The organism is Flavobacterium enshiense, assembly GCF_022836875.1.
GTDB classification, from domain to species: domain Bacteria; phylum Bacteroidota; class Bacteroidia; order Flavobacteriales; family Flavobacteriaceae; genus Flavobacterium; species Flavobacterium enshiense_A.
The window spans coordinates 1,485,395-1,504,312 of the sequence record NZ_CP090376.1; the positions used below are offsets into that span (position 1 = coordinate 1,485,395).

18 protein-coding genes are annotated in these 18,918 nt (G+C 38.0%); 11 read left to right on the forward strand and 7 right to left on the reverse strand.

The window, feature by feature from the left end; genetic code table 11:
• The first annotated feature begins 1 nt into the window (after position 1).
• The 9 genes from asnB (at position 2) to LZF87_RS06680 (ending at position 11,315) form a co-directional block, all read left to right on the forward strand.
• A complete protein-coding gene (asnB, locus tag LZF87_RS06640; RefSeq protein WP_244343305.1) occupies positions 2 to 1,702 on the forward strand; it encodes an asparagine synthase (glutamine-hydrolyzing) in 1,701 nt (566 codons plus the stop codon).
• A 334-nt stretch (positions 1,703 to 2,036) separates the two neighbouring features.
• Positions 2,037 to 3,413, forward strand: coding sequence for a CDP-glycerol glycerophosphotransferase family protein (locus LZF87_RS06645; RefSeq protein WP_244343308.1), 1,377 nt, complete (start codon positions 2,037 to 2,039; stop codon positions 3,411 to 3,413).
• A 1-nt stretch (position 3,414) separates the two neighbouring features.
• Positions 3,415 to 4,554: a glycosyltransferase family 4 protein gene (locus LZF87_RS06650; RefSeq protein WP_244343322.1), complete on the forward strand. Its 1,140-nt coding sequence runs from the start codon at positions 3,415 to 3,417 to the stop codon at positions 4,552 to 4,554.
• Positions 4,555 to 4,556: 2 nt separating this feature from the next.
• Complete coding sequence (locus LZF87_RS06655; protein ID WP_244343335.1) at positions 4,557 to 5,096, forward strand: serine O-acetyltransferase; 540 nt, start codon at positions 4,557 to 4,559, stop codon at positions 5,094 to 5,096.
• Entirely contained in the window at positions 5,096 to 6,223 is a 1,128-nt protein-coding gene (locus tag LZF87_RS06660) for a glycosyltransferase (RefSeq protein WP_244343336.1), read from the forward strand. The genes LZF87_RS06655 and LZF87_RS06660 overlap by 1 nt, the downstream gene beginning before the upstream one ends.
• Positions 6,224 to 6,432: 209 nt before the next feature.
• On the forward strand, positions 6,433 to 7,506 hold the full coding sequence (locus tag LZF87_RS06665) for a glycosyltransferase (protein WP_244343338.1): 1,074 nt from the start codon (positions 6,433 to 6,435) through the stop codon (positions 7,504 to 7,506).
• Between the two features lie 2 nt (positions 7,507 to 7,508).
• Complete coding sequence (locus tag LZF87_RS06670; RefSeq protein ID WP_244343339.1) at positions 7,509 to 8,852, forward strand: O-antigen ligase family protein; 1,344 nt, start codon at positions 7,509 to 7,511, stop codon at positions 8,850 to 8,852.
• A complete protein-coding gene (locus LZF87_RS06675; protein WP_244343340.1) occupies positions 8,818 to 9,837 on the forward strand; it encodes a glycosyltransferase family 4 protein in 1,020 nt (339 codons plus the stop codon). Before LZF87_RS06670 ends, LZF87_RS06675 begins: the two co-directional genes overlap by 35 nt.
• 92 nt (positions 9,838 to 9,929) lie before the next feature.
• The gene (locus tag LZF87_RS06680) at positions 9,930 to 11,315 is read left to right on the forward strand and encodes an exopolysaccharide biosynthesis polyprenyl glycosylphosphotransferase (protein WP_244343341.1); all 1,386 of its coding nucleotides are present in this window, start codon (positions 9,930 to 9,932) and stop codon (positions 11,313 to 11,315) included.
• A 251-nt stretch (positions 11,316 to 11,566) separates the two neighbouring features.
• Here the strand turns inward: LZF87_RS06680 and LZF87_RS06685 are convergent, their stop codons facing one another.
• Positions 11,567 to 12,700: a DUF4105 domain-containing protein gene (locus LZF87_RS06685; RefSeq protein WP_244343351.1), complete on the reverse strand. Its 1,134-nt coding sequence runs from the start codon at positions 12,698 to 12,700 to the stop codon at positions 11,567 to 11,569.
• Positions 12,700 to 13,776: a PorV/PorQ family protein gene (locus LZF87_RS06690; RefSeq protein ID WP_244343354.1), complete on the reverse strand. Its 1,077-nt coding sequence runs from the start codon at positions 13,774 to 13,776 to the stop codon at positions 12,700 to 12,702. Before LZF87_RS06690 ends, LZF87_RS06685 begins: the two co-directional genes overlap by 1 nt.
• A 263-nt stretch (positions 13,777 to 14,039) precedes the next feature.
• Here LZF87_RS06690 and LZF87_RS06695 point away from each other — a divergent pair, with 263 nt between their 5' ends.
• Positions 14,040 to 14,783 carry a CDP-alcohol phosphatidyltransferase family protein gene (locus tag LZF87_RS06695; protein WP_244343357.1) on the forward strand — a complete coding sequence of 248 codons (744 nt, stop codon included), beginning with the start codon at positions 14,040 to 14,042 and terminating at the stop codon, positions 14,781 to 14,783.
• A gap of 3 nt (positions 14,784 to 14,786) precedes the next feature.
• A complete protein-coding gene (locus tag LZF87_RS06700; protein WP_244343360.1) occupies positions 14,787 to 15,662 on the forward strand; it encodes a glycoside hydrolase family 25 protein in 876 nt (291 codons plus the stop codon).
• Here LZF87_RS06700 and LZF87_RS06705 read toward each other — a convergent pair whose 3' ends face one another.
• The 5 genes from LZF87_RS06705 to LZF87_RS06725 form a co-directional block, all read right to left on the reverse strand.
• On the reverse strand, positions 15,663 to 15,887 hold the full coding sequence (locus tag LZF87_RS06705) for a DUF5808 domain-containing protein (RefSeq protein ID WP_244343363.1): 225 nt from the start codon (positions 15,885 to 15,887) through the stop codon (positions 15,663 to 15,665).
• Between the two features lie 39 nt (positions 15,888 to 15,926).
• Positions 15,927 to 16,667 (reverse strand): LPS export ABC transporter ATP-binding protein, encoded by a 741-nt coding sequence (gene lptB / locus LZF87_RS06710; RefSeq protein WP_244343366.1) that lies wholly within the window; start codon positions 16,665 to 16,667, stop codon positions 15,927 to 15,929.
• A gap of 102 nt (positions 16,668 to 16,769) precedes the next feature.
• Positions 16,770 to 17,117, reverse strand: a complete 348-nt coding sequence (locus LZF87_RS06715) for a carboxymuconolactone decarboxylase family protein (RefSeq protein ID WP_244343367.1) — start codon at positions 17,115 to 17,117, stop codon at positions 16,770 to 16,772.
• Positions 17,118 to 17,119: 2 nt separating this feature from the next.
• Complete coding sequence (gene tatC / locus LZF87_RS06720; RefSeq protein ID WP_244343368.1) at positions 17,120 to 17,938, reverse strand: twin-arginine translocase subunit TatC; 819 nt, start codon at positions 17,936 to 17,938, stop codon at positions 17,120 to 17,122.
• Positions 17,938 to 18,903: a KpsF/GutQ family sugar-phosphate isomerase gene (locus LZF87_RS06725; RefSeq protein WP_244343369.1), complete on the reverse strand. Its 966-nt coding sequence runs from the start codon at positions 18,901 to 18,903 to the stop codon at positions 17,938 to 17,940. Before LZF87_RS06725 ends, tatC begins: the two co-directional genes overlap by 1 nt.
• Positions 18,904 to 18,918: the final 15 nt, after the last annotated feature.

Consider the following 18,918-nt stretch of genomic DNA (forward strand, 5'->3'; position numbering starts at 1 on the left):
TATGTGTGGAATTGCTGGGATAATTGGGGGTAAAGCAATGAAAGAAACATTGCATGCAATGTTGGCAGCCCAAAAACACCGAGGTCCTGACCATACAGGAGCAGTTCTGTCTGAGAATAAATTTGCCTTCGGTCATAACCGATTGAGTATAATTGACCTGAGTTCAGCAGCTAATCAGCCTTTTGAGAGTGATTGCGGTCGATATTTAATGGTATTTAATGGAGAAATCTACAACTACATTGAAATAAAATCGGAATTAAAATCGAAATATACGTTTAAAACGGCTTCCGATACAGAAGTCCTTCTGAATGCCTATAAAGAATGGGGGAGTAACTGCATGACTCGATTTAATGGCATGTTTGCTTTTGCCATTTGGGACAAACAGGAAAAAAAACTCTTTGCCGCCCGTGACCGATTTGGTGTGAAGCCTTTTTATTACGCATTACAAAATGATTCACTTTTTTTTGCTTCAGAAATTAATGCTTTGTTTGCTTCGGGAATAAAAAAAGAACCCAAGGCATCACTTTGGGCTGAATTCTTAACCCAAGGGCATTACGGGAATCCAACAGAAACATTTTGGGAAAGCATTATGCAATTGCAACCAGGGTATTATCTGGAATTTAGAGATGGCATAATAAAATTCCATAAATGGTATGATTTTGTTGCTAATGTAAACGAGTTGTTTCCGGTTTCTAAAGAAAATGAAGAAGGATATATTACCGAATTATTATTGGATGCAGTAAAATTACGTTTCCGCGCCGATGTTTCTGTGGGGTTCAATGTGAGTGGCGGACTCGATTCCAGTATTTTATTAGCCCTGATAGATCGTCAGTTTAAGGACCAAAGCAAAAACATTGAAACGTTTACTTTTTATACTAATGACGAAAAATATGACGAAATCTATTGGGTAAAACAAATGCTCAATGGGAAAAATTATCCATTTAATAAATGTTTGTTAACCGCAAGCGAAATTCCTGAGAAAGCAAGCGAAATGGCATATTTGCAGGCTGAACCTTTCGGAGGGATTCCAACATTGGCTTATAGTGAAGTTTTCAGGAGAGCAAGTTCCAAAGGTGTAAAAGTACTTCTTGACGGTCAGGGCTCTGATGAGGCTTGGGCGGGTTATGATTATTATGTTAAAAATAATGGGTCAGTAATTCAAGGGGTTTCCCAATCTCCTTTTAAAACGAATGCGTTACAAGAGGATTTTCTGAAATTATCAGATAAGGTAGTTTATGAGAAACCCTTTTCCGATAATTTACTGAATTTACAATATCGGGATTTGTTTTATACTAAAATTCCGAGAGCTTTACGTTTTAATGACAGGGTCTCCATGCTTCATGGTACTGAATTGCGTGAACCTTTTTTAGATTATCGTTTGGTGGAATATGTATTCAGTCGTTCCATTGACTTTAAAATAAAGGAAGGTCAGCAAAAATGGCTGTTGCGAAAAATAGCCAATAATTATTTAAATAAAGAAGTATCTTTAGCGCCCAAACGTCCTTTGCAGACGCCGCAACGTGAATGGCTCGCCAATGAATTGCAGGATTGGGTGAGAGCCGTTGTCAGTACTTTGGAAAACCGTGACTGGTTTGACAAAAAGCAATTGCAAAAAGAATTGGAAACGTATTTTAAAGGAAATCAGGAAAGCAGTTTTCATATTTGGCAATGGGTGAATTTAGGATTGTTACTGAATAAATAATGGCTGTTGGTTGTCTGAAATAAATTAAAACATTTCTTTAAGAGACAATGACCTATTTGCTATCTTCCATTATCCGAGTCTATATATCATTTCGTATTATTTTAGTGGAGGTGATGGAAATGTGTTTCCTAACAGCGACAGTTATACCGAAAAATTAGCGAGATTACAGATGTGCAATAAATTGGATATGTAAAATGTGATTTTTAACATTAATCTGTTTCAAAATAAAGTCTTAAATTGAATTTTCAAGTCAAAATTTGATTTTGAAATTATACTGTGTTGCTGAAAAAAAAACGATATTTGGCAATTGAATCACCAAAAAGTTAGAGATATAATGTCAAAAAATAAATTAATGTTGTTATTCCCTGATGGTGTCGGAATCCGAAACTATCTGTATTCTGATATTTTCAGAGCTTCGGAAGATGAACTCATATTATTCCATAATTTTGATGATGAAACGGAAGCAGAAATAAAGAAAATTACTAATGTTTCGACGGCGCTTAAAATTCCAAAATATTTTGAAAGTGCAAAGGAAAAATTCATCAGAGAATTGATTTGTATTTCCCGTTTGCATTACAATACCACTTTAACCGGGAATAGAACAATTCTCACTAACTGGAAAACATCCCATAAAGGTTACTTTAAGAAAATTTTTTATAAAGTAATAGCATTTTCTGCTCCTATGTTTAAAAAATACGAAAGTATTGCGAAATTGGAAATTGCCTATCAGAAAGAAATTCGGAAAAACCCGTTTTATTTTGAAGTAAAAAAAATACTTGAAGAAGTTAAGCCGGATAAATTGTTTTGTTCCCATCAAAGAGGTTTACAATGTGCAACAGTTTTCGCTGCCGCAAAAGATTTGGGTATCGAGACGACAACTGTAATATACTCTTGGGATAATTTACCTAAGGCGAGAATGGCGCTTCGGGCCGATAAATACTTGGTGTGGTCTGAATACATGAAAGCAGAAATGAAAATGTATTATCCGGAAATTCCGCAATCGAAGATTCATATTACCGGGACACCGCAGTTTGAATGTTATGATAATCCCGAAAATATTATTCCAAAAGAAGAATTTTACAGCAGATATAACTTGGATTTGAATAAGAAAATTATTTGCTATTCAGGTGATGATAGTTTAACTTCTCCAGATGATCCTCAATATCTTGAAGATATTGCTAACGAAATTTTAAAGCATGGGTTGGATGCAGAATATCAGATTTTGCTGCGTCGTTGTCCTGTGGATTTGTCAGGGAGATTTGATTCGATTATTCAAAAATACAATGATCTTATTAAAGAGGCTCCACCAATCTGGTTGTTTAAGAAATCAAAAGACTGGAATATGGTCTATCCTTCAAGGGAAGATATTTCCTTGCTTGTCAGCACAGCTTATTATTCTGACATGGTGATTAATGTCGGTTCAACTATGGCATTTGATTTTGCTATGTTTGGAAAGCCTTGCATTTTTATAAAATATGATCAAAGAAAAAAAAATGTTGAAAATTGGTCTGTTGAAACTATCTATCAATTTCAGCATTTTAGAAGCATGCCGGCAAAGGAAGCGGTAATATGGCTGAATAATAGTAGCGAAATAACCAAAAAAATAGTTAAAAAAAATAATGTGGTTGTCATGGCTCAATGGAAATCAGTTATTATTGCTGATTATAAAAATGCCTCATCAAATATTAGAACTATTTTAAAATTACAGTAATATGCACATCTGTTTTATTACATCTGAGTTTCCAAAATTGGGGTTTCCTCACGGTGGTGTAGGTACATTTGTGGCGACATTGGGGAAATCATTAGCAGAAAAAGGAATTAAAGTGAGTGTTATTGGTTTAAATTATACTTCAAAAGAAGAGAAAGAAACCATAAATAATATAACTGTTTATCGATTAGCTGCAAAGAAGGTAAAAGGATTGCAATGGTTAATTAATTCTAGGGAAATTGCAAGAAAAATTGAAGTCATCCACAAAGAAAACCGTATTGATTTTGTAGAAACTCCAGAATTAGGTATGGCTTTTTTACCTAAGATTAATGGAGTTAAATATGTAATCAGAATGCATGGTGGTCATCACTATTTCGCAAAAGCGGAAAACAGGCCTGTTGAATGGTGGAAAGCTTTTCAGGAAAAACGTTCTTTTAAAAAAGCGGATTATATAATCGCGGTTTCGAAATATGTAGGGGAAACTACCAGAGATTTACTTGATTTAGGAAAAGTTCCTATTCAAGTAATTTTTAATCCCATTGATATTGATAAATTTTTTGATGCCTCGAATGAAGAAAATATCCCTCAGACAATATTATTTGCAGGTAGTATCGTTGAAAAAAAGGGAGTTAGACAATTAGTGGAATCGTTGGAGTATTTGGTTGATCAATTTCCAAACATACGGCTGCTTATTGCGGGAAGAGGAGGGAATCTCCCAGGTACAAGAATTCCATATCTTCCGGTTTTAGAAAAATCAATTACAGATAAAACAGCTAAACATATTAAATTTCTTGGAATAGTTCCTAATATTGAAATGCCTCAAATTATTGCGAAGGCACACATTTGCTGCTATCCAAGTCATATGGAAGCGATGCCGGTTGCTTGGTTGGAAGTGTTGGCTATGGGCAAAATATTTATTGGTAGTCTAACAGGGCCTGGACCTGAAGCAGTTAAGGATGGTGTAACAGGTATTTTGGCTAATCCTTCTTCTCCCGAAGATATTGCTGTTAAAATTAAATGGGCTTTAGAACATTCAAACGAATGTAAATTGATAGGACAAAGTGCAAGATTAGATATTGCCGAAAGATTTAGTTTGGAAACTATTGTTAATCAAAACATAGAATTTTATAAATCTATCTTGTAATTATGCTACTTTCTGATTATAGAAAATACAAAAAATACGGTGGCCGCTTTATTACTATAGTTTTTTTTACACAAGGGTTCTGGGCTATTTTTCAGTACCGAACCGCTAATGCTGTTTACCGAACCATTCGTGTGCCATTGCTTCGCCAAATTTTGCTTTTTCTTTGTCTTTTGTGGCAAAAAGGAATTGAACTAACAACAGGGATTTCCATTCCGGCTTCAGCTTCTATAGGACATTCTTTTTATATTGGTCATTTTGGCGGTATCATATTGAATTCAAAAACGGTTATCGGTACTAACTGCAACATATCACAGGGGGTAACTATTGGTGTTTCGGGTACCGGCGAAAACAGGGGTGTTCCCGTGATAGGGAACAATGTATACATTGGCGCTAATTCGGTCGTGGCCGGAAAAATTACTGTGGGCGATAATGCTGTTATAGGTGCCTGCTCCCTGGTTACCAACAATGTAAATACAGGTACGGTTGTTTTGGGAGTACCAGCTGTTGAAATTTCCACTAAAGGTTCTAAGGGCTATATCTGATGAAATTATTAGTTATTTCCGCAGCCCCGTTAATACCTGCAACTGATGGTTGGAAAGCATACGGACCCTATGTGAAAGAGATGGAACTTTGGGCTAAATATGCTGATTCGGTGAGTTTTTGCTGTCCAGTATGGTCTTCAGATCGAAATCTGTTGGTTTCCGATATTCCTTTTGCTATTGCGAATGTTATTCCATTAAAAGAGTTTGATATCACTTCCTTTTCCCAGATTTTGAGAACGATAAAAGTTGTTTTAATAAACCTATTTATTATTGCGAAAGCTTTTCGAAGTGCGGATCATATTCATTTTCGCTGTCCTTGTAATATAGGGTTACTAGGCTGTCTGGTTCAGATTTTTTTTCCGAATACCCCGAAGACAGCTAAGTATGCCGGGAATTGGGATCCTAAAGCAAAGCAACCCCTGAGTTACCGTCTTCAGAAATGGATTTTGAGTACTACCTTTCTAACCCAAAACATGCAGGTGCTAGTATATGGGGAATGGGAGGGGAGCAGTAGAAATATTAAGCCTTTTTTTACGGCTTCTTATAGGGAAAGTGAAAAGGGAAAAGAGAAAAGTGATCTTCGACAAGTTCAGGATAGCATTCGGTTTTTGTTTGTGGGGACTTTATCGGTAGGGAAACGGCCTTTGTATGCGGTTCAGTTGGTGGAACGGTTACTGCATTTGGGGTATCCGGTATGTTTGGATTTGTATGGTGAGGGTAAAGAACGACCTGTGTTGGAGTCTTATATTAAAAATAAAGGATTAGAAGGAAATATTGTTTTATATGGTAATCAGACTGCGGAAACGGTGAAGACAGCTTATCAACAAAGTCATTTTGTACTTTTACCGTCTAAAAGTGAAGGGTGGCCTAAGGTGGTGGCGGAAGCCATGTTTTGGGGTTGTGTTCCCGTTGCTACACCTGTATCCTGTGTTTCCTATATGTTGGATTTGGGAAACAGGGGGATTGTTCTTACCCTGGATGAGGATAGTGATGTGAAACAGTTGTCCGCTTGTATAAACGATGCTGAAAATTATTCCGTGAAAGCGGAAAAAGCGTTACATTGGTCGCGGAAATATACTTTGGATTATTTTGAAGAAGAGATTAGGGTACTGTTGAACGGGGAGTAGTCAGAAGGCAGAAGGGGGAAAGCAGGTTGCTGCACCAATTTGAGTGAAGGTTTTGTGTCTTTAGAGATTGCTTCGCCAATTCGAGCAAAGCCCTCCTACCTCCTTCGTCGGGATGACAGAGATCCTTCGTAAGTTCAGGATAACAAGTGAAAATCTTAGGATAACAGTAGTAAAAAAAAGGTTGATTAATAAATTAAAGAGATAAGAGCGTGCGCATTGTACAGTTAATAGATAGTCTGGAGACCGGAGGTGCGGAGCGCATGGCTGTGAATTATGCCAATGCCTTAGCGGATAGGATCACTTTTTCCGGATTGGTCGCGACTCGAAATGAAGGGGTGCTGAAAGAGCAGTTGTCTTCTAAGGTTGGTTATCTTTTTTTAAACAAAAAAAGAACAGTTGATCTTTCGGCTATTTTGAAGCTAAGAAAGTACATCGCTCATAATAAAGTTACGCATGTTCATGCGCACAGCAGTTCTTTTTTTATTGCTGTTCTGGTACGGTTACTTTCTCCCGGAATTAAAATTGTGTGGCATGATCATAATGGGAATCGCTTGTATCTTCCTTTGTCGGGTAACAGAAAAATCGTGTGGTTTTCCTGTTTTTTTAACGGCGTTATTGCCTGTAATACCGAATTGGAGCGATGGGCATTGTCTTATTTAAAGTGCAAAAACATATTATATCTTCCGAATTTTTCGGAAGTTCCCGAGCAGGAAATACAGACTACTTTTTTAAAAGGGACTGCAGGTAAAAGGATTGTTTGTCTTGCCAATCTGAGAACCCCTAAAAATCATATTACGCTTCTGAAAGCATTTGCTGCTTCCAATGCCTTGCAATCCGGCTGGACGCTGCATCTTATCGGAAAAGATAATGAAGATGATTACTCCCTGAGATTGAAGTATTTTGTGAAGGAAAATAAAGTGGAGGACAAGGTTTTTTTTTACGGGAGTTGTCCGGATGTGTTTTCCGTTTTAAAGCAATCCGATATCGGAGTGTTGGTGTCTACTTATGAAGGTTTTCCGGTAACACTTTTGGAATACGGATTGACTCCTCTGGCTGTTTTATCGACTAATGTAGGGTATTGTCCCGAGATTATTGAAGATAACGAGAATGGTTTTTTAATAGCACCGGAAGAAGTGGGCAGTATACAGGCCAGATTAAATACATTAACTGAAATCGAAGCGTTAAGAGATAAATTTGCACATAATTTAAATACTATTGTTTCTAAAAAGTTTTCAGTGAATGCTGTTGTTGGTGAAGCTATTGATTTTTATAAAAAAATGTAAAAATGAAAAAAAAAGAGATATCCTATAGTGAATTGGTCCTATTGCATATTCTGATTGGAATAAGCGTGTATTTTTTGCCTCTTTTTTCAAAATTGTATGCTTTAGCTATTGTTTTATTGGGGTTTTATATTATAATTAAAAAGAAGAATGCTAATAATGAAGCCCTTTATGTTGCTGCTTATGTAGTAGGTGCAGAGGTTTTTCTCCGGATGACCGGAGGGAATTTCGGAGAACAATTTGCAAAGTATGTAGTTATGGGAAGTTTGGGTTTTGGCATGTATTACAGAGGATTTTCCAAAAACGCTTTGTTGTACTTTGTTTTTATGATTTTACTTATTCCGGGAATTATTGTAGGTACGCTTTCACTTAACTTTGAAACCGATATACGAAAAGCAATTACTTTTAATATTATCGGTCCTGTTTGCTTGGCGGTTTCCGCAATTTATTGTTACCGACGAAAAATCAGCTTATCTGAAATGATGGGTGTTGTTAATGCCTTGGCTTTTCCGATTTTGACGACAGTAACCTACATGTATCTGTATACCCCTAGCATTAAAGATGTAGTAACCAATACTGATTCTAATTTTCAAACGTCCGGAGGATTTGGACCCAATCAGGTTTCTACTATTTTGGGACTGGGTATTTTTCTTTTTTTTTCCAAAATCATGATTTTGTCTAAAAGTAAAAAACATCGCATCATCGATATCATTATTTTGGGAGTAATTACTTTTAGAGGGATTGTGACTTTTTCCCGTGGAGGGGTTATTGCGGGCGGTATCATGATTGTGCTACTCTTAGCTATACTTTTTTTAACAACAAAATCCGCAGCGAAATCAAAAATAGCACGATTTGTTGCACTTGTATTTTTTCTTTTAGTAGGCATATGGACCTACAGTTCTATTCAGACCGGTGGATTAATTAATAAGCGTTATGCAAACCAAGATGCAAGAGGAAGAATAAAAAAGAGTAAACTAACAGGTAGAGAGCGCTTAATTGAATCTGAATTCCAAATGTTTTTGGATAACCCGATTTTGGGTATCGGGGTAGGGAAAAATAAAGAATATAGAGAAGAGATGACCGGTATTGAAGCAGCCTCTCACAACGAAGTAAGCCGCATGCTTGCAGAGCATGGCTCGTTGGGTGTTGTTTGTCTTTTAATTTTACTGATAACTCCTTTGGTATTGTATCTGGATAACCGACAACATCTGTTTTTGCTGTCTTTTGTTGTTTTCTGGTTGCTGACCATTAATCACGCGGCCATGCGAATTGCAGCCCCTGCGTTTGTTTATGCCTTATCACTTTTAAAAGTATATGCCCTTGAAAAGCCTGCTGTACCTCGGGAATAAGCTTTCCGGAAAAGGACTTAATGTAACCACTGTTGAAACGCTGAGTGCCCAACTGACAGAGGCGGGGTATAATATTGTCAGTGCGTCCGACAAGAAGAACTGGTTTATGAGGCTGGCGGATATGCTGTGGGCTGTGGTAATAAATCGAAAAACCGCTTTTGTCCTGATTGATACTTACAGTACCTCCGGATTTTGGTTTGCTTTTTTTGCAAGCCAACTGTGCAGAATTTTACAAATCCGGTATATTCCAATACTTCATGGTGGTAATTTACCTAATCGATTAAAGAATAATCCTAAGTTGTCGGCAATGGTGTTTGAAAATGCCTATAAAAATGTTGCTCCTTCCCATTATTTGTATCAAGCCTTTAAAGAGTTTGGATTTACTAATCTTTTGTTTATCCCAAATACAGTAGAAATTCATAAGTATTCTTATAAAGAAAGAAAAAGCGTAGCTCCAAAACTCTTGTGGGTGCGTGCTTTCGATGCAATATATAATCCCAAAATGGCGGTAGATGTATTGTGTGAATTACAAAGAAAATATTCCGAAGCAAAATTATGCATGGTAGGCCCAGATAAGGATGGGAGCGGAGTTCTGACACAAGAGTATGCCCGCTCATTGGGGTTGAACATTCGTTTTACAGGCAGGTTGTCTAAGGAAGAATGGATAGCAATGTCAAAAGACTATGATATTTTCATCAATACAACGCGTTTCGATAATACGCCTGTGAGTGTCATGGAAGCCATGGCATTGGGTTTGCCGGTGGTTTCAACTAATGTAGGGGGAATTCCTTTTTTACTGAACGATAAAGAGGACGCTTTGCTGGTAAATGATAATGATACAGAAGCGATGGTCAACGCAGTTCATTATCTGATCGAAAATCATGAAATTGCTCAAGAAATTGGAGTAAAAGCAAGACGAAAGGCTGAAATGTGGGATTGGGATGTCGTAAAGGTGTCTTGGAATGATTTACTGAACGGAGGATAGATGGCTGGTCACAAACAATTATTTTGTTAATTGTTACATGCTAGTGTTTTTCTGTATAATTATTTGTTATTTTGCACCTATAGTTAAAGGTGATGACAAAAAATAAGAAAATACATTTTGAGATATCGGAACGCAAGATTTTGCTTAGGGCGTTTGATGTATTGCTGATTCTTATTACCTTGTATTTGTTGGGGATTTACCTTGAATTTGACTACTTTAGTATTTCCATACACAGCTATTATTGGACCTTTGTGTTAGCGTTCTATACGTTGTTTTTCGGAACCATATTCGAAATGTATAATCTTCAGGTGGCCGGAAATCAGTTTCAGATTATTAAAAGTATTATTCTGACCGCAACAGCAACGGTGTTTGTGTATTTGCTGACGCCCATTTTTACCCCACCATTGCCTAAAAACCGATTGCAGATTATATTTTTCTACATCGCTATCTTAGGTGCTTTATTTTTATGGAGGATGTTCTACCAGAAGTTTCTGGCTTCGCATCATTTTTATAAGAAAGTACTTTTTCTGGCTGATGATAAAACAGTTGACGCCTTAGTTGGCGAACTTGAGAAGGCCGATCCCAACTATAAAGTAATGGGGTATTTGAGTACCAGGGAATCCAATAAAAGAAAAGTGAAACTCACAAAAATATTTCCGGAAGATCTTGAGTCTTTTATTTTGAAAAATTCTGTTTCGGAAATCGTAATAGCCAACAAATCCAACGAAGAAGTACCGGTTGTTGTTTATGATAAGTTGTTGTCGTTTTTAGAGAAAGGAATTGTTATACGGGAGTATTCACAAGTGTATGAGACCAGTACATACCGACTGCCGGTTCATTTTTCAGAAAAAGATTTTTATAAATATTTTCCTTTTAGCAGGAGCAATCAGAATAAATTGTACATATATGCCAGCCGATTGTTTGATGTCGTTATATCCTTAACAGGATTGGCCGTGGGCTTGCTGCTGACACCTTTTCTTCTGCTTGGGAATTTGGCAGCTAATAGGGGCGCCTTGATTTATACCCAAGAGCGTATAGGCAAAAACGGCGTGCCTTTCAAAATTTATAAATTCCGTTCGATGGTAACTAATGCCGAAGTTAACGGTGCTGTTTTTGCCACTGCGAACGACGCCCGAATTACCCCTTTTGGGAAGTTTTTACGAAAAAGCAGAATAGATGAATTTCCTCAGTTCATAAACATTTTAAAAGGGGATATGGCGGTAATAGGGCCTCGTCCGGAGCGTCCGGTTTTTGTGGGCCAGATTGCTGAAATCATGCCTTATTATCAGACCCGTCACGTTATCAAGCCCGGACTTACCGGATGGGCGCAGGTAAAACATTCTTATGGGGAAACTATCGAAGACAGTTTAATTAAATTGCAATACGACCTGTATTATATCAAACACCGCAGTTTGTTCCTGGACGTGAATATTGTCCTGAAAACACTTAGTGCCGTTTTGTTTTTTAGGGGACAGTAAAGGAAATTACGAATTGTGAATTACGAATTTGAGTTAGTAGTTTTAGAGGTGAAGGATAAGGGGTTAGAATTTTAGAAAGCTAGAGTTATAGTGGGAATTTTTGAAGCGAATCGTTTGGACTTGTTTGTAAACTCTATTCCTGCTGTCCGCTTTATCTTTTGTTCCGCGAGGCTCCACAAAAGGATGCCACTTACATCAGGGCTAATGAACAGATTTTAAGGCTCCATGGTTCAGGGGGAAGTATTTCTTTTTTAAACCGAAGTTTTTCGCACTTTCCAAAGAGAAGCCGATGTAGTTACTACTATTGGAATCATCATTATCAAATGTGCCTTGTTGAGCATGTAAATAAGATAAATCGCAATACAGCCAAAACTCACCAGTACAAGACGGTTAACCCAAACTGTATTTTTTTGCAATACAAGCCAAACCAATGGAAGGAAAAGAGGACTAATCAGTAATGCATTGTAATTCCACAATATTTCCTGATGAAGAGAGTACAATCCCACCAAAGAAAAGAATAACCCCATTGTTCCCACAACAGCTAAATAAACAATTGCTGCCTTTCTCTTTTTGTAAACCAAATAAGCTAAGACCAACAAGGCCAGCGCAAAAGTATAAATGTTGTTCCAAAGCGATTTTTGGGCGCCGTTTTGTGAACTTTTAAAAACAGTTACCGTGCTGCCGCTTAATTTTTTACCGTCAATTTTTGTCTGTTCAATGCCCTGCAATAATTCTATCGGGAGGAATAACTGGTCGCACTGTTTGTCGGTCTTAGCTCCAAACATCAAGTTGATTCCCAGGTTCTCGTAGAATTTATCGGTCTGGTAATCATAAAGGATCTGTCGGTATTTTTTTTGGGTATCAGGAACATTGGTCGAAATCGGATGTGGTAATACTTTGTTTATCACATCGCGTACCATGGTGGTGCAATTCCTATCTATGAATTTATACGTATAGAAGCGTTTCTCAGAGGCAAGAACATCGCCTAGCTCTGCGTAAATCTGTTGTTTTTGCGCCTGAGTGAGGTTCAATTTCTGTTCGAAAATATCGCGGTCGTCATAGACATAGCTGTAATTGAATTCTTCAAAGCTGCTGGTGCTTACAAAGTATTCCAAATCGCCTTTAACGAATTTTCCGTAAAAATTTGGTGTGGTAAAGTCGAAAGTACCATAATTGTAAACAATGTCTATATTGTTTGCGGGGTCATTAATGCGAAGCGCGGTGTGTCCGTATAAAGAATATAATTCCGCTCCGGTTCCGCAGGTGAGCAGGCTTACCGTAGCTTTTTCAGATAAAATGGCATTTTGTGCTCCTGCCGAAGTGATAAAAAAGAAAGTAATCAGTAAATATTTGAAAAACCTGACGGATGAAATATGTGGTATCATTATCTGAAAATGCCTAAATCAACTTTTAGCGAAAAAATATTGGAATATAAAGCAGCGCTCTGGTCGCCTAAATCGGTCAGGGCATAATCCACCTGAATGCCTTTGTATTTAAATCCGATACCGATATTGGGCTGAAAACTCACTTTTTTAGAATTGTCTATTTCGGTAATTTTCTGGAAATTACCCAAGCCGGCACGAAGAAAAACCAAATCGATGTACCCGCCTTCAAATCCGATGGCAGGATCAATACTTACCAGATTTGATGAGAAGATGTCGTTGGTTCGGGCAAACTGCATGTTTAGGTTCGCTGCCGCCAAAAGACTGTAATCATAATGGAAAATAAACTTTTTGGACATCCCTAATTGTGCCTTCGGTAAAGTGACTTCCGAAGTTTCTGGGGCTTCCTGATTTTCGCCGGGAACGGCATCTTTTATTTTTTGGAACTCTTCGTCGTTTATGGCCCAAGTGTTGTAAGTTGTGGTGATATCGCGAAGCATAAGTCCGAACTTCCATTCGTCCTGTGTTTCATACTGTAATCCCAGATCAAAACCAAATCCCCAGGAGCTGGCAAAATCACCAATTATACGACGTATGATTTTTGCGTTGATCCCATAGTTGAATCCCTGAACCGGAAGCGCTCTTGCGTATGACACCGTAACAGCATAATCAGCCGCTGAAAACAAACTGATACGGTTGTAATCGACATTGCCCTGACTGTCTATAAGTTGTGTGGTATTTAATATGTCATCAACCCCGAAACGGATTAACGATACACCGACAGCGCTACGGTCATCCAAAGGCATGGCATAGGCGGCATAGTCGTATTGGGCGATGTTGGCAAAATAACTGGCGTGCATTAACGAAACCTGATTGTCTTCCATTTTTAAAAGGCCGGCAGGGTTCCAGTATCCGGAGTTAACATCGGCAGTATGGGATACCACCACATTCGACATGCCCAGTGCTGCAGCATCTACACCAATGCTCATGAATTCGTTAGAGTATTTTCTAACAACCTGTGAGTGAGTGATTACTGATATAAAAAGCACCAATAAAAGGCAGGTCTTTTTCAAAGTCATTTGTTATTACTATATGAAATAAGCCAGAGAGATAATTGCTTACAAGATGTTTTTAATATGTGTATCCTTTCTGGTTTGCGCAAATATAACATAATAAGATGAAACGGTCATTAAAAAACATTCCTTCAAATTGTTGCCGTAAGGACTCAGTGCCTGAATTTATTGCACAACAACTTTTTGGCAAGAATTAAAAAACTCAATTACTAAACTCCGTTTTATATTAACTTATTGTATAACTTTGTGTCAGTTTAAAAAGAAAACGCATGTCATTTAAAAAACAGATCCCAAATCTTATTACATTCTTAAATCTTACTGCAGGACTTTTGGCGTTGATACACGCTTTTAACGGTAGTTATCCTGAAGCATTTTCTTTAGTTTGCCTAGGTATCTTTTTTGATTTTTGGGACGGTTTTTTTGCACGTATTTTTAATGCACAAAGTCCTTTAGGTGTACAGTTGGACTCGCTTGCCGATATGGTGACCAGTGGTGTGGTACCTGGGTTAGTGATGTATAAAATGCTGTCTGATATTCAGGAGAACCAAGATATTTATACCCTGACGCCTGAGACCAATTACATGGCAATTGTGCCTTATATCGGTTTCATAATTACGATTGCATCATGTTATCGTTTAGCGAAGTTCAATATTGATACCCGCCAAACCGATTCATTCATCGGATTGCCAACACCGGCAAATGCGCTATTAATCATGAGTATTCCGATGATTTTGTTTGCCAGTCAGTACGAATGGCTTTCAAATATTTTGAGTAACCCTTATTTTCTGGTTGGCTTAAGTTTCTTAAGTGCTTATCTGTTAAATGCCGAAATTCCTTTGTTTTCATTGAAAGTGAAATATTTTAGCTGGGAGAAAAATAAACTTCAAGTGTTCTTTTTAGCTGTTTGTGCTATATTATTAGTGATGTTCCAGTATTTGGCTATTCCACTGATTATTCTTTTTTATGTATTCCTTTCGGTGATAAATAATAAGGTTTTAAATAAGCAGGTTTAATTCATGAGACGTGTTTCTGCAAAGAAAACTCCACCGAAAAGAACATCACGGTCAAAATCTTCAAAAACAACCAAAACTCCTTTTGGGCGATTATTGCTGTTTACTTTGGGAGTGCTTTTTGTGGTTTTGTTAATTGGGGTGGTTTATAATTACCGAAACGGACTGCTTTATTATCTGGGATTTAAAACCGATAAAAATGTAAACGAGCTCACCGAAGATGAACGCGAAATTGAGGATATCCGCATTTTTGAAGTGCTGAGCAGGCACGATACCCAACTGGTTGGTTTTGATGTTTCCGAATACCAATCGGAAATAGAATGGGGGAAAATCGATAAGATCGAAGATGAATTTCCATTATCTTTTGTTTTTATTCGTGCTACAGCCGGAAGCGCCAAAACTGATTCCCGTTACAAAGAAAACTGGGAAGCGGCCAAAGAGCATTATTTTGTTCGGGGGGCTTATCACTATTATCGACCGAATGAGAATTCAATTGCTCAGGCTGAGAATTTTATCCGAACCGTAAAACTCAAAAAAGGAGATTTACCTCCGGTGCTTGATATTGAGAAATTACCCAGAAAACAATCTGTCGACAGTTTGAAAGTAGGCTTACGCCGTTGGTTAAAGCATGTCGAAAAACATTATAAGGTAAAGCCGATTATTTATTCCGGAGAGAGTTATTATACCGATTTTCTAAAGAAAGAATTTAAAGGGTATCCATTGTGGATTGCGAATTACAATTTCTTTGTGGAGCGGATTCAGAAAGACTGGCATTTTTGGCAGTTTACCGAGAAAGCCCAGATCCCGGGTATAAAGGGAATGGTTGATGTTAATGTGTTTAACGGAAACAGCGAAGATTTAAAGGCGCTTTGTATTCAGTAGTTAATGATTAGAAATTAACGTTACCACGAAAATAAAGAAAAGAGCCATTCCAAGGAATAAAAGAACGGCTTTGGTGTTGGCGAAATTGATGGTCCAGCCCATCCATTCAATTTTTTTAGGAACCATGACTCTCGGATCTTTCGGATTGTAATAGAAAATTCCCCATTTCCAGTTATTTGGGTCTTTGTGCCAGTTGTCTAAAGTTTCCTTATCTGGATTTTCCATTTGCTGCAGAGACAGAAGTTTGCTGACTTTTTGTCTTAATTAAAACTCCAGTTTCTTTTTTCTCAACTCAAAATTCTGACCTAAATATACACGACGTACCATCTCGTCTTCCACCAACTCATCCGGTACTCCGGCTTTTAGGATACCTCCTTCAAACATTAGATAGGTTTTGTCTGTAATTGCAAGGGTTTCCTGTACGTTGTGGTCGGTAATAAGGATTCCGATGTTTTTGTTTTTCAATTGAGCGACGATACGCTGAATATCTTCTACCGCCACCGGGTCAACTCCCGCAAACGGCTCATCCAATAAAATGAATTTCGGGTCAGTAGCCAAGCAACGTGCGATTTCCGTACGACGGCGTTCTCCTCCCGAAAGTAGATCCCCTCGGTTAGTTCTGATATGCTGTAGGCTGAATTCGTCAATCAGTGATTCCATTTTAGCCTCCTGTTCCACTTTGGAAAGGTTTGTAAGCTGTAATACGCTTAAAATATTGTCCTCAATGCTCAGTTTTCGGAAAACCGAAGCTTCCTGAGCCAGATATCCGATACCGTGTTGTGCGCGTTTATACATAGGGAAGTCGGTAATATTGGTGTCGTCCAGGTAGATGTTTCCCGCATTGGGCTTTACCAAACCAACAATCATGTAGAAGGAAGTGGTTTTTCCGGCTCCGTTCGGGCCTAATAAACCAACGATTTCTCCACGATTTACTTCCACCGAAACGCCTTTTACCACGCTTCTGCCTTTGTAGGTTTTAACAATATTATCGGCTCTTAATTTCATCTTTTTTAAGTTGCAGCGTAATCAATGTTGCTGAGTGACTAAATTTTTGTGTTTGCAAATAAACGAATAACAGGATATTTGCATCAACAAATTAACAAATAATTATTCCTGATTTTCTAAAGCTTCCCAAAATTCGTAAGCTCTTCTCAGGTGCGGAATAACAATAGTTCCGCCAACTAAAGTGGCAATTCCCATGGTTTCCATCATTTCCTCTTTGGTTATCCCGTTTTTGTATGCGGTTTCCAAATGGTATTTGATGCAATCATCGCAACGTAATACTGCTGAAGCAACCAATCCCAAAAGTTCTTTGGTTTTTACATCCAAAGCGCCTTCCATATAGGCATTGGTATCTAAATTGAAAATTCGTTTGATAACTTTATTGTCATCGGCCAATAATTTTTCGTTCATTTTCGAACGGTAGTCGTTGAATTCTTTTACTAAATCAGCCATGATTAAATGGTTTTAAGTTCTTCCTTCTTGGTTACAAAACTTGATATAAAAATACTTATCTCATACAGAATTACAAGCGGAATGGTTACAATCGTCTGACTGATTACATCAGGAGGTGTGACAATTGCGGCTATAATTAGGATGATAACATACGAGTATTTTCTGTAATCCCTCAAGAATTGAGGTGTTACGATTCCAAGCTTTGAAAGGAAATAAATTACGATTGGCAATTCAAAGACCAAACCTGTAGCAAGTGAGGTTGTTTTTACCAATCCGATGTATGATTCTACGTCGATGGCGTTTTTGACATGGTCACTAATGGTTAGGTTGGCCAGGAAATTAATGGAGAGCGGTGTCAGGACAAAATAACCGAATGCTACTCCCATAAAGAATAAGAGTGAAGCAATAAAAATAAAAAGCTTAATGTTTTTGCGTTCTTTGTCATATAGGGCCGGGCTGACAAATTTCCATAATTCCCACAGGATAAAAGGGAAAGCAATTATGAATCCTACCGTAATCGCAGTCCAGATTAGCATTGAGAATTGCCCTTCCATGGTTCGGTTTTGCAATTCGAATGGTAATTCCTGAATGCAGAAACTTTTGTCCAAATCGTATTGGTTGGCTATCTCGCAAAAGAAGCGGTAGGTTATGAAATTACCGTCTTTTGGGCCGAATATAACAGTGTCGAAAATGAAATCGCTAAAGTGATAGGCTACGCAGCCGCCTATAAGAATGGCAATTGTGCTTCGTACCAACAGCCATCTGAATTCCTCCAAATGTTCTAAAAAAGACATTTCTTTTCCGGATTTATTCGCTGCCATTATATAATTCCTTCTTTTAAAATGTCATGAATGTGAAGAACGCCTTTGTATTGGTTGCTGTCGATAACAATCATTTGTGTAATGGAGTGGTTTTCCATGGTGTTGAATGCATCTACAACCATATCTGATAATTGTACCGTTTTTGGATTTTTGGTCATGATGTCCTTGGCGGTCAAATCTCCGAAACTGTCTCTGTTTTCAAGCATTCTTCGTATGTCACCATCGGTTATGATGCCGACCACATGATTATTTTCAACTACAGCGGTAACGCCCAAACGCTTTTCGGAAATTTCCATGATTATGTGTCTGATATCGGAATCCGGAGTTACCTGAGGGCGATGTGTCTGATCCAGCATATCGACCACGCGAAGCAATAATTTTTTGCCTAACGCACCACCTGGATGGTACTTTGCAAAGTCTTCGCTTCCGAAGTTTCGGATTTCCATCAAACAAACGGCAAGCGCATCTCCCAAAACCAATTGCGCCGTAGTGCTGTTGGTTGGAGCTAAATTATTAGGGCAGGATTCCATATCTACATGAGCGTTTAAAACGCAGTCGGATTCTTTGCCCAGAAAAGAGTTTTTATTAGCGGTCATGCCGATAAGGGTATTGCCAAAACGCTTTAATAAAGGAACAAGTACTTTGATTTCCGGGCTATTGCCGCTTTTAGAAATGCAGATAATCACATCTCCGGGTTGGACCATTCCTAAATCGCCGTGAATAGCTTCGGCTGCATGAAGGAACATGGAAGGTGTGCCTGTGGAATTGAAAGTTGCTACCATTTTAGTAGCAATGATGGCGCTTTTTCCGATGCCGGTAACTATTAGGCGGCCTTTGCAACTGTAGATTAACTCTACCGCTTTTGCAAAATCATCATCAATGAAATTTATAAGATTAGCAACGCTCTCGCTTTCTGATAATATAGTTTTTTTTGCCGTGTTTAAAATGGTTTCCCTGACTGTCAAAATAGAAATTTTATT

Excerpts from the sequence above, each read along its gene's own strand:
- asnB (WP_244343305.1), top strand. The coding sequence starts at position 2 with ATGTGTGGAATTGCTGGGATAATTGGGGGTAAAGCAATGAAAGAAACA.
- LZF87_RS06645 (WP_244343308.1), top strand. The coding sequence starts at position 2,037 with ATGTCAAAAAATAAATTAATGTTGTTATTCCCTGATGGTGTCGGAATC.
- LZF87_RS06650 (WP_244343322.1), top strand. The coding sequence starts at position 3,415 with ATGCACATCTGTTTTATTACATCTGAGTTTCCAAAATTGGGGTTTCCT.
- LZF87_RS06655 (WP_244343335.1), top strand. The coding sequence starts at position 4,557 with ATGCTACTTTCTGATTATAGAAAATACAAAAAATACGGTGGCCGCTTT.
- LZF87_RS06660 (WP_244343336.1), top strand. The coding sequence starts at position 5,096 with ATGAAATTATTAGTTATTTCCGCAGCCCCGTTAATACCTGCAACTGAT.
- LZF87_RS06670 (WP_244343339.1), top strand. The coding sequence starts at position 7,509 with ATGAAAAAAAAAGAGATATCCTATAGTGAATTGGTCCTATTGCATATT.
- LZF87_RS06675 (WP_244343340.1), top strand. The coding sequence starts at position 8,818 with ATGCCCTTGAAAAGCCTGCTGTACCTCGGGAATAAGCTTTCCGGAAAA.
- LZF87_RS06680 (WP_244343341.1), top strand. The coding sequence starts at position 9,930 with ATGACAAAAAATAAGAAAATACATTTTGAGATATCGGAACGCAAGATT.
- LZF87_RS06685 (WP_244343351.1), bottom strand. The coding sequence starts at position 12,700 with ATGATACCACATATTTCATCCGTCAGGTTTTTCAAATATTTACTGATT.
- LZF87_RS06690 (WP_244343354.1), bottom strand. The coding sequence starts at position 13,776 with ATGACTTTGAAAAAGACCTGCCTTTTATTGGTGCTTTTTATATCAGTA.
- LZF87_RS06695 (WP_244343357.1), top strand. The coding sequence starts at position 14,040 with ATGTCATTTAAAAAACAGATCCCAAATCTTATTACATTCTTAAATCTT.
- LZF87_RS06700 (WP_244343360.1), top strand. The coding sequence starts at position 14,787 with ATGAGACGTGTTTCTGCAAAGAAAACTCCACCGAAAAGAACATCACGG.
- LZF87_RS06705 (WP_244343363.1), bottom strand. The coding sequence starts at position 15,887 with ATGGAAAATCCAGATAAGGAAACTTTAGACAACTGGCACAAAGACCCA.
- lptB (WP_244343366.1), bottom strand. The coding sequence starts at position 16,667 with ATGAAATTAAGAGCCGATAATATTGTTAAAACCTACAAAGGCAGAAGC.
- LZF87_RS06715 (WP_244343367.1), bottom strand. The coding sequence starts at position 17,117 with ATGGCTGATTTAGTAAAAGAATTCAACGACTACCGTTCGAAAATGAAC.
- tatC (WP_244343368.1), bottom strand. The coding sequence starts at position 17,938 with ATGGCAGCGAATAAATCCGGAAAAGAAATGTCTTTTTTAGAACATTTG.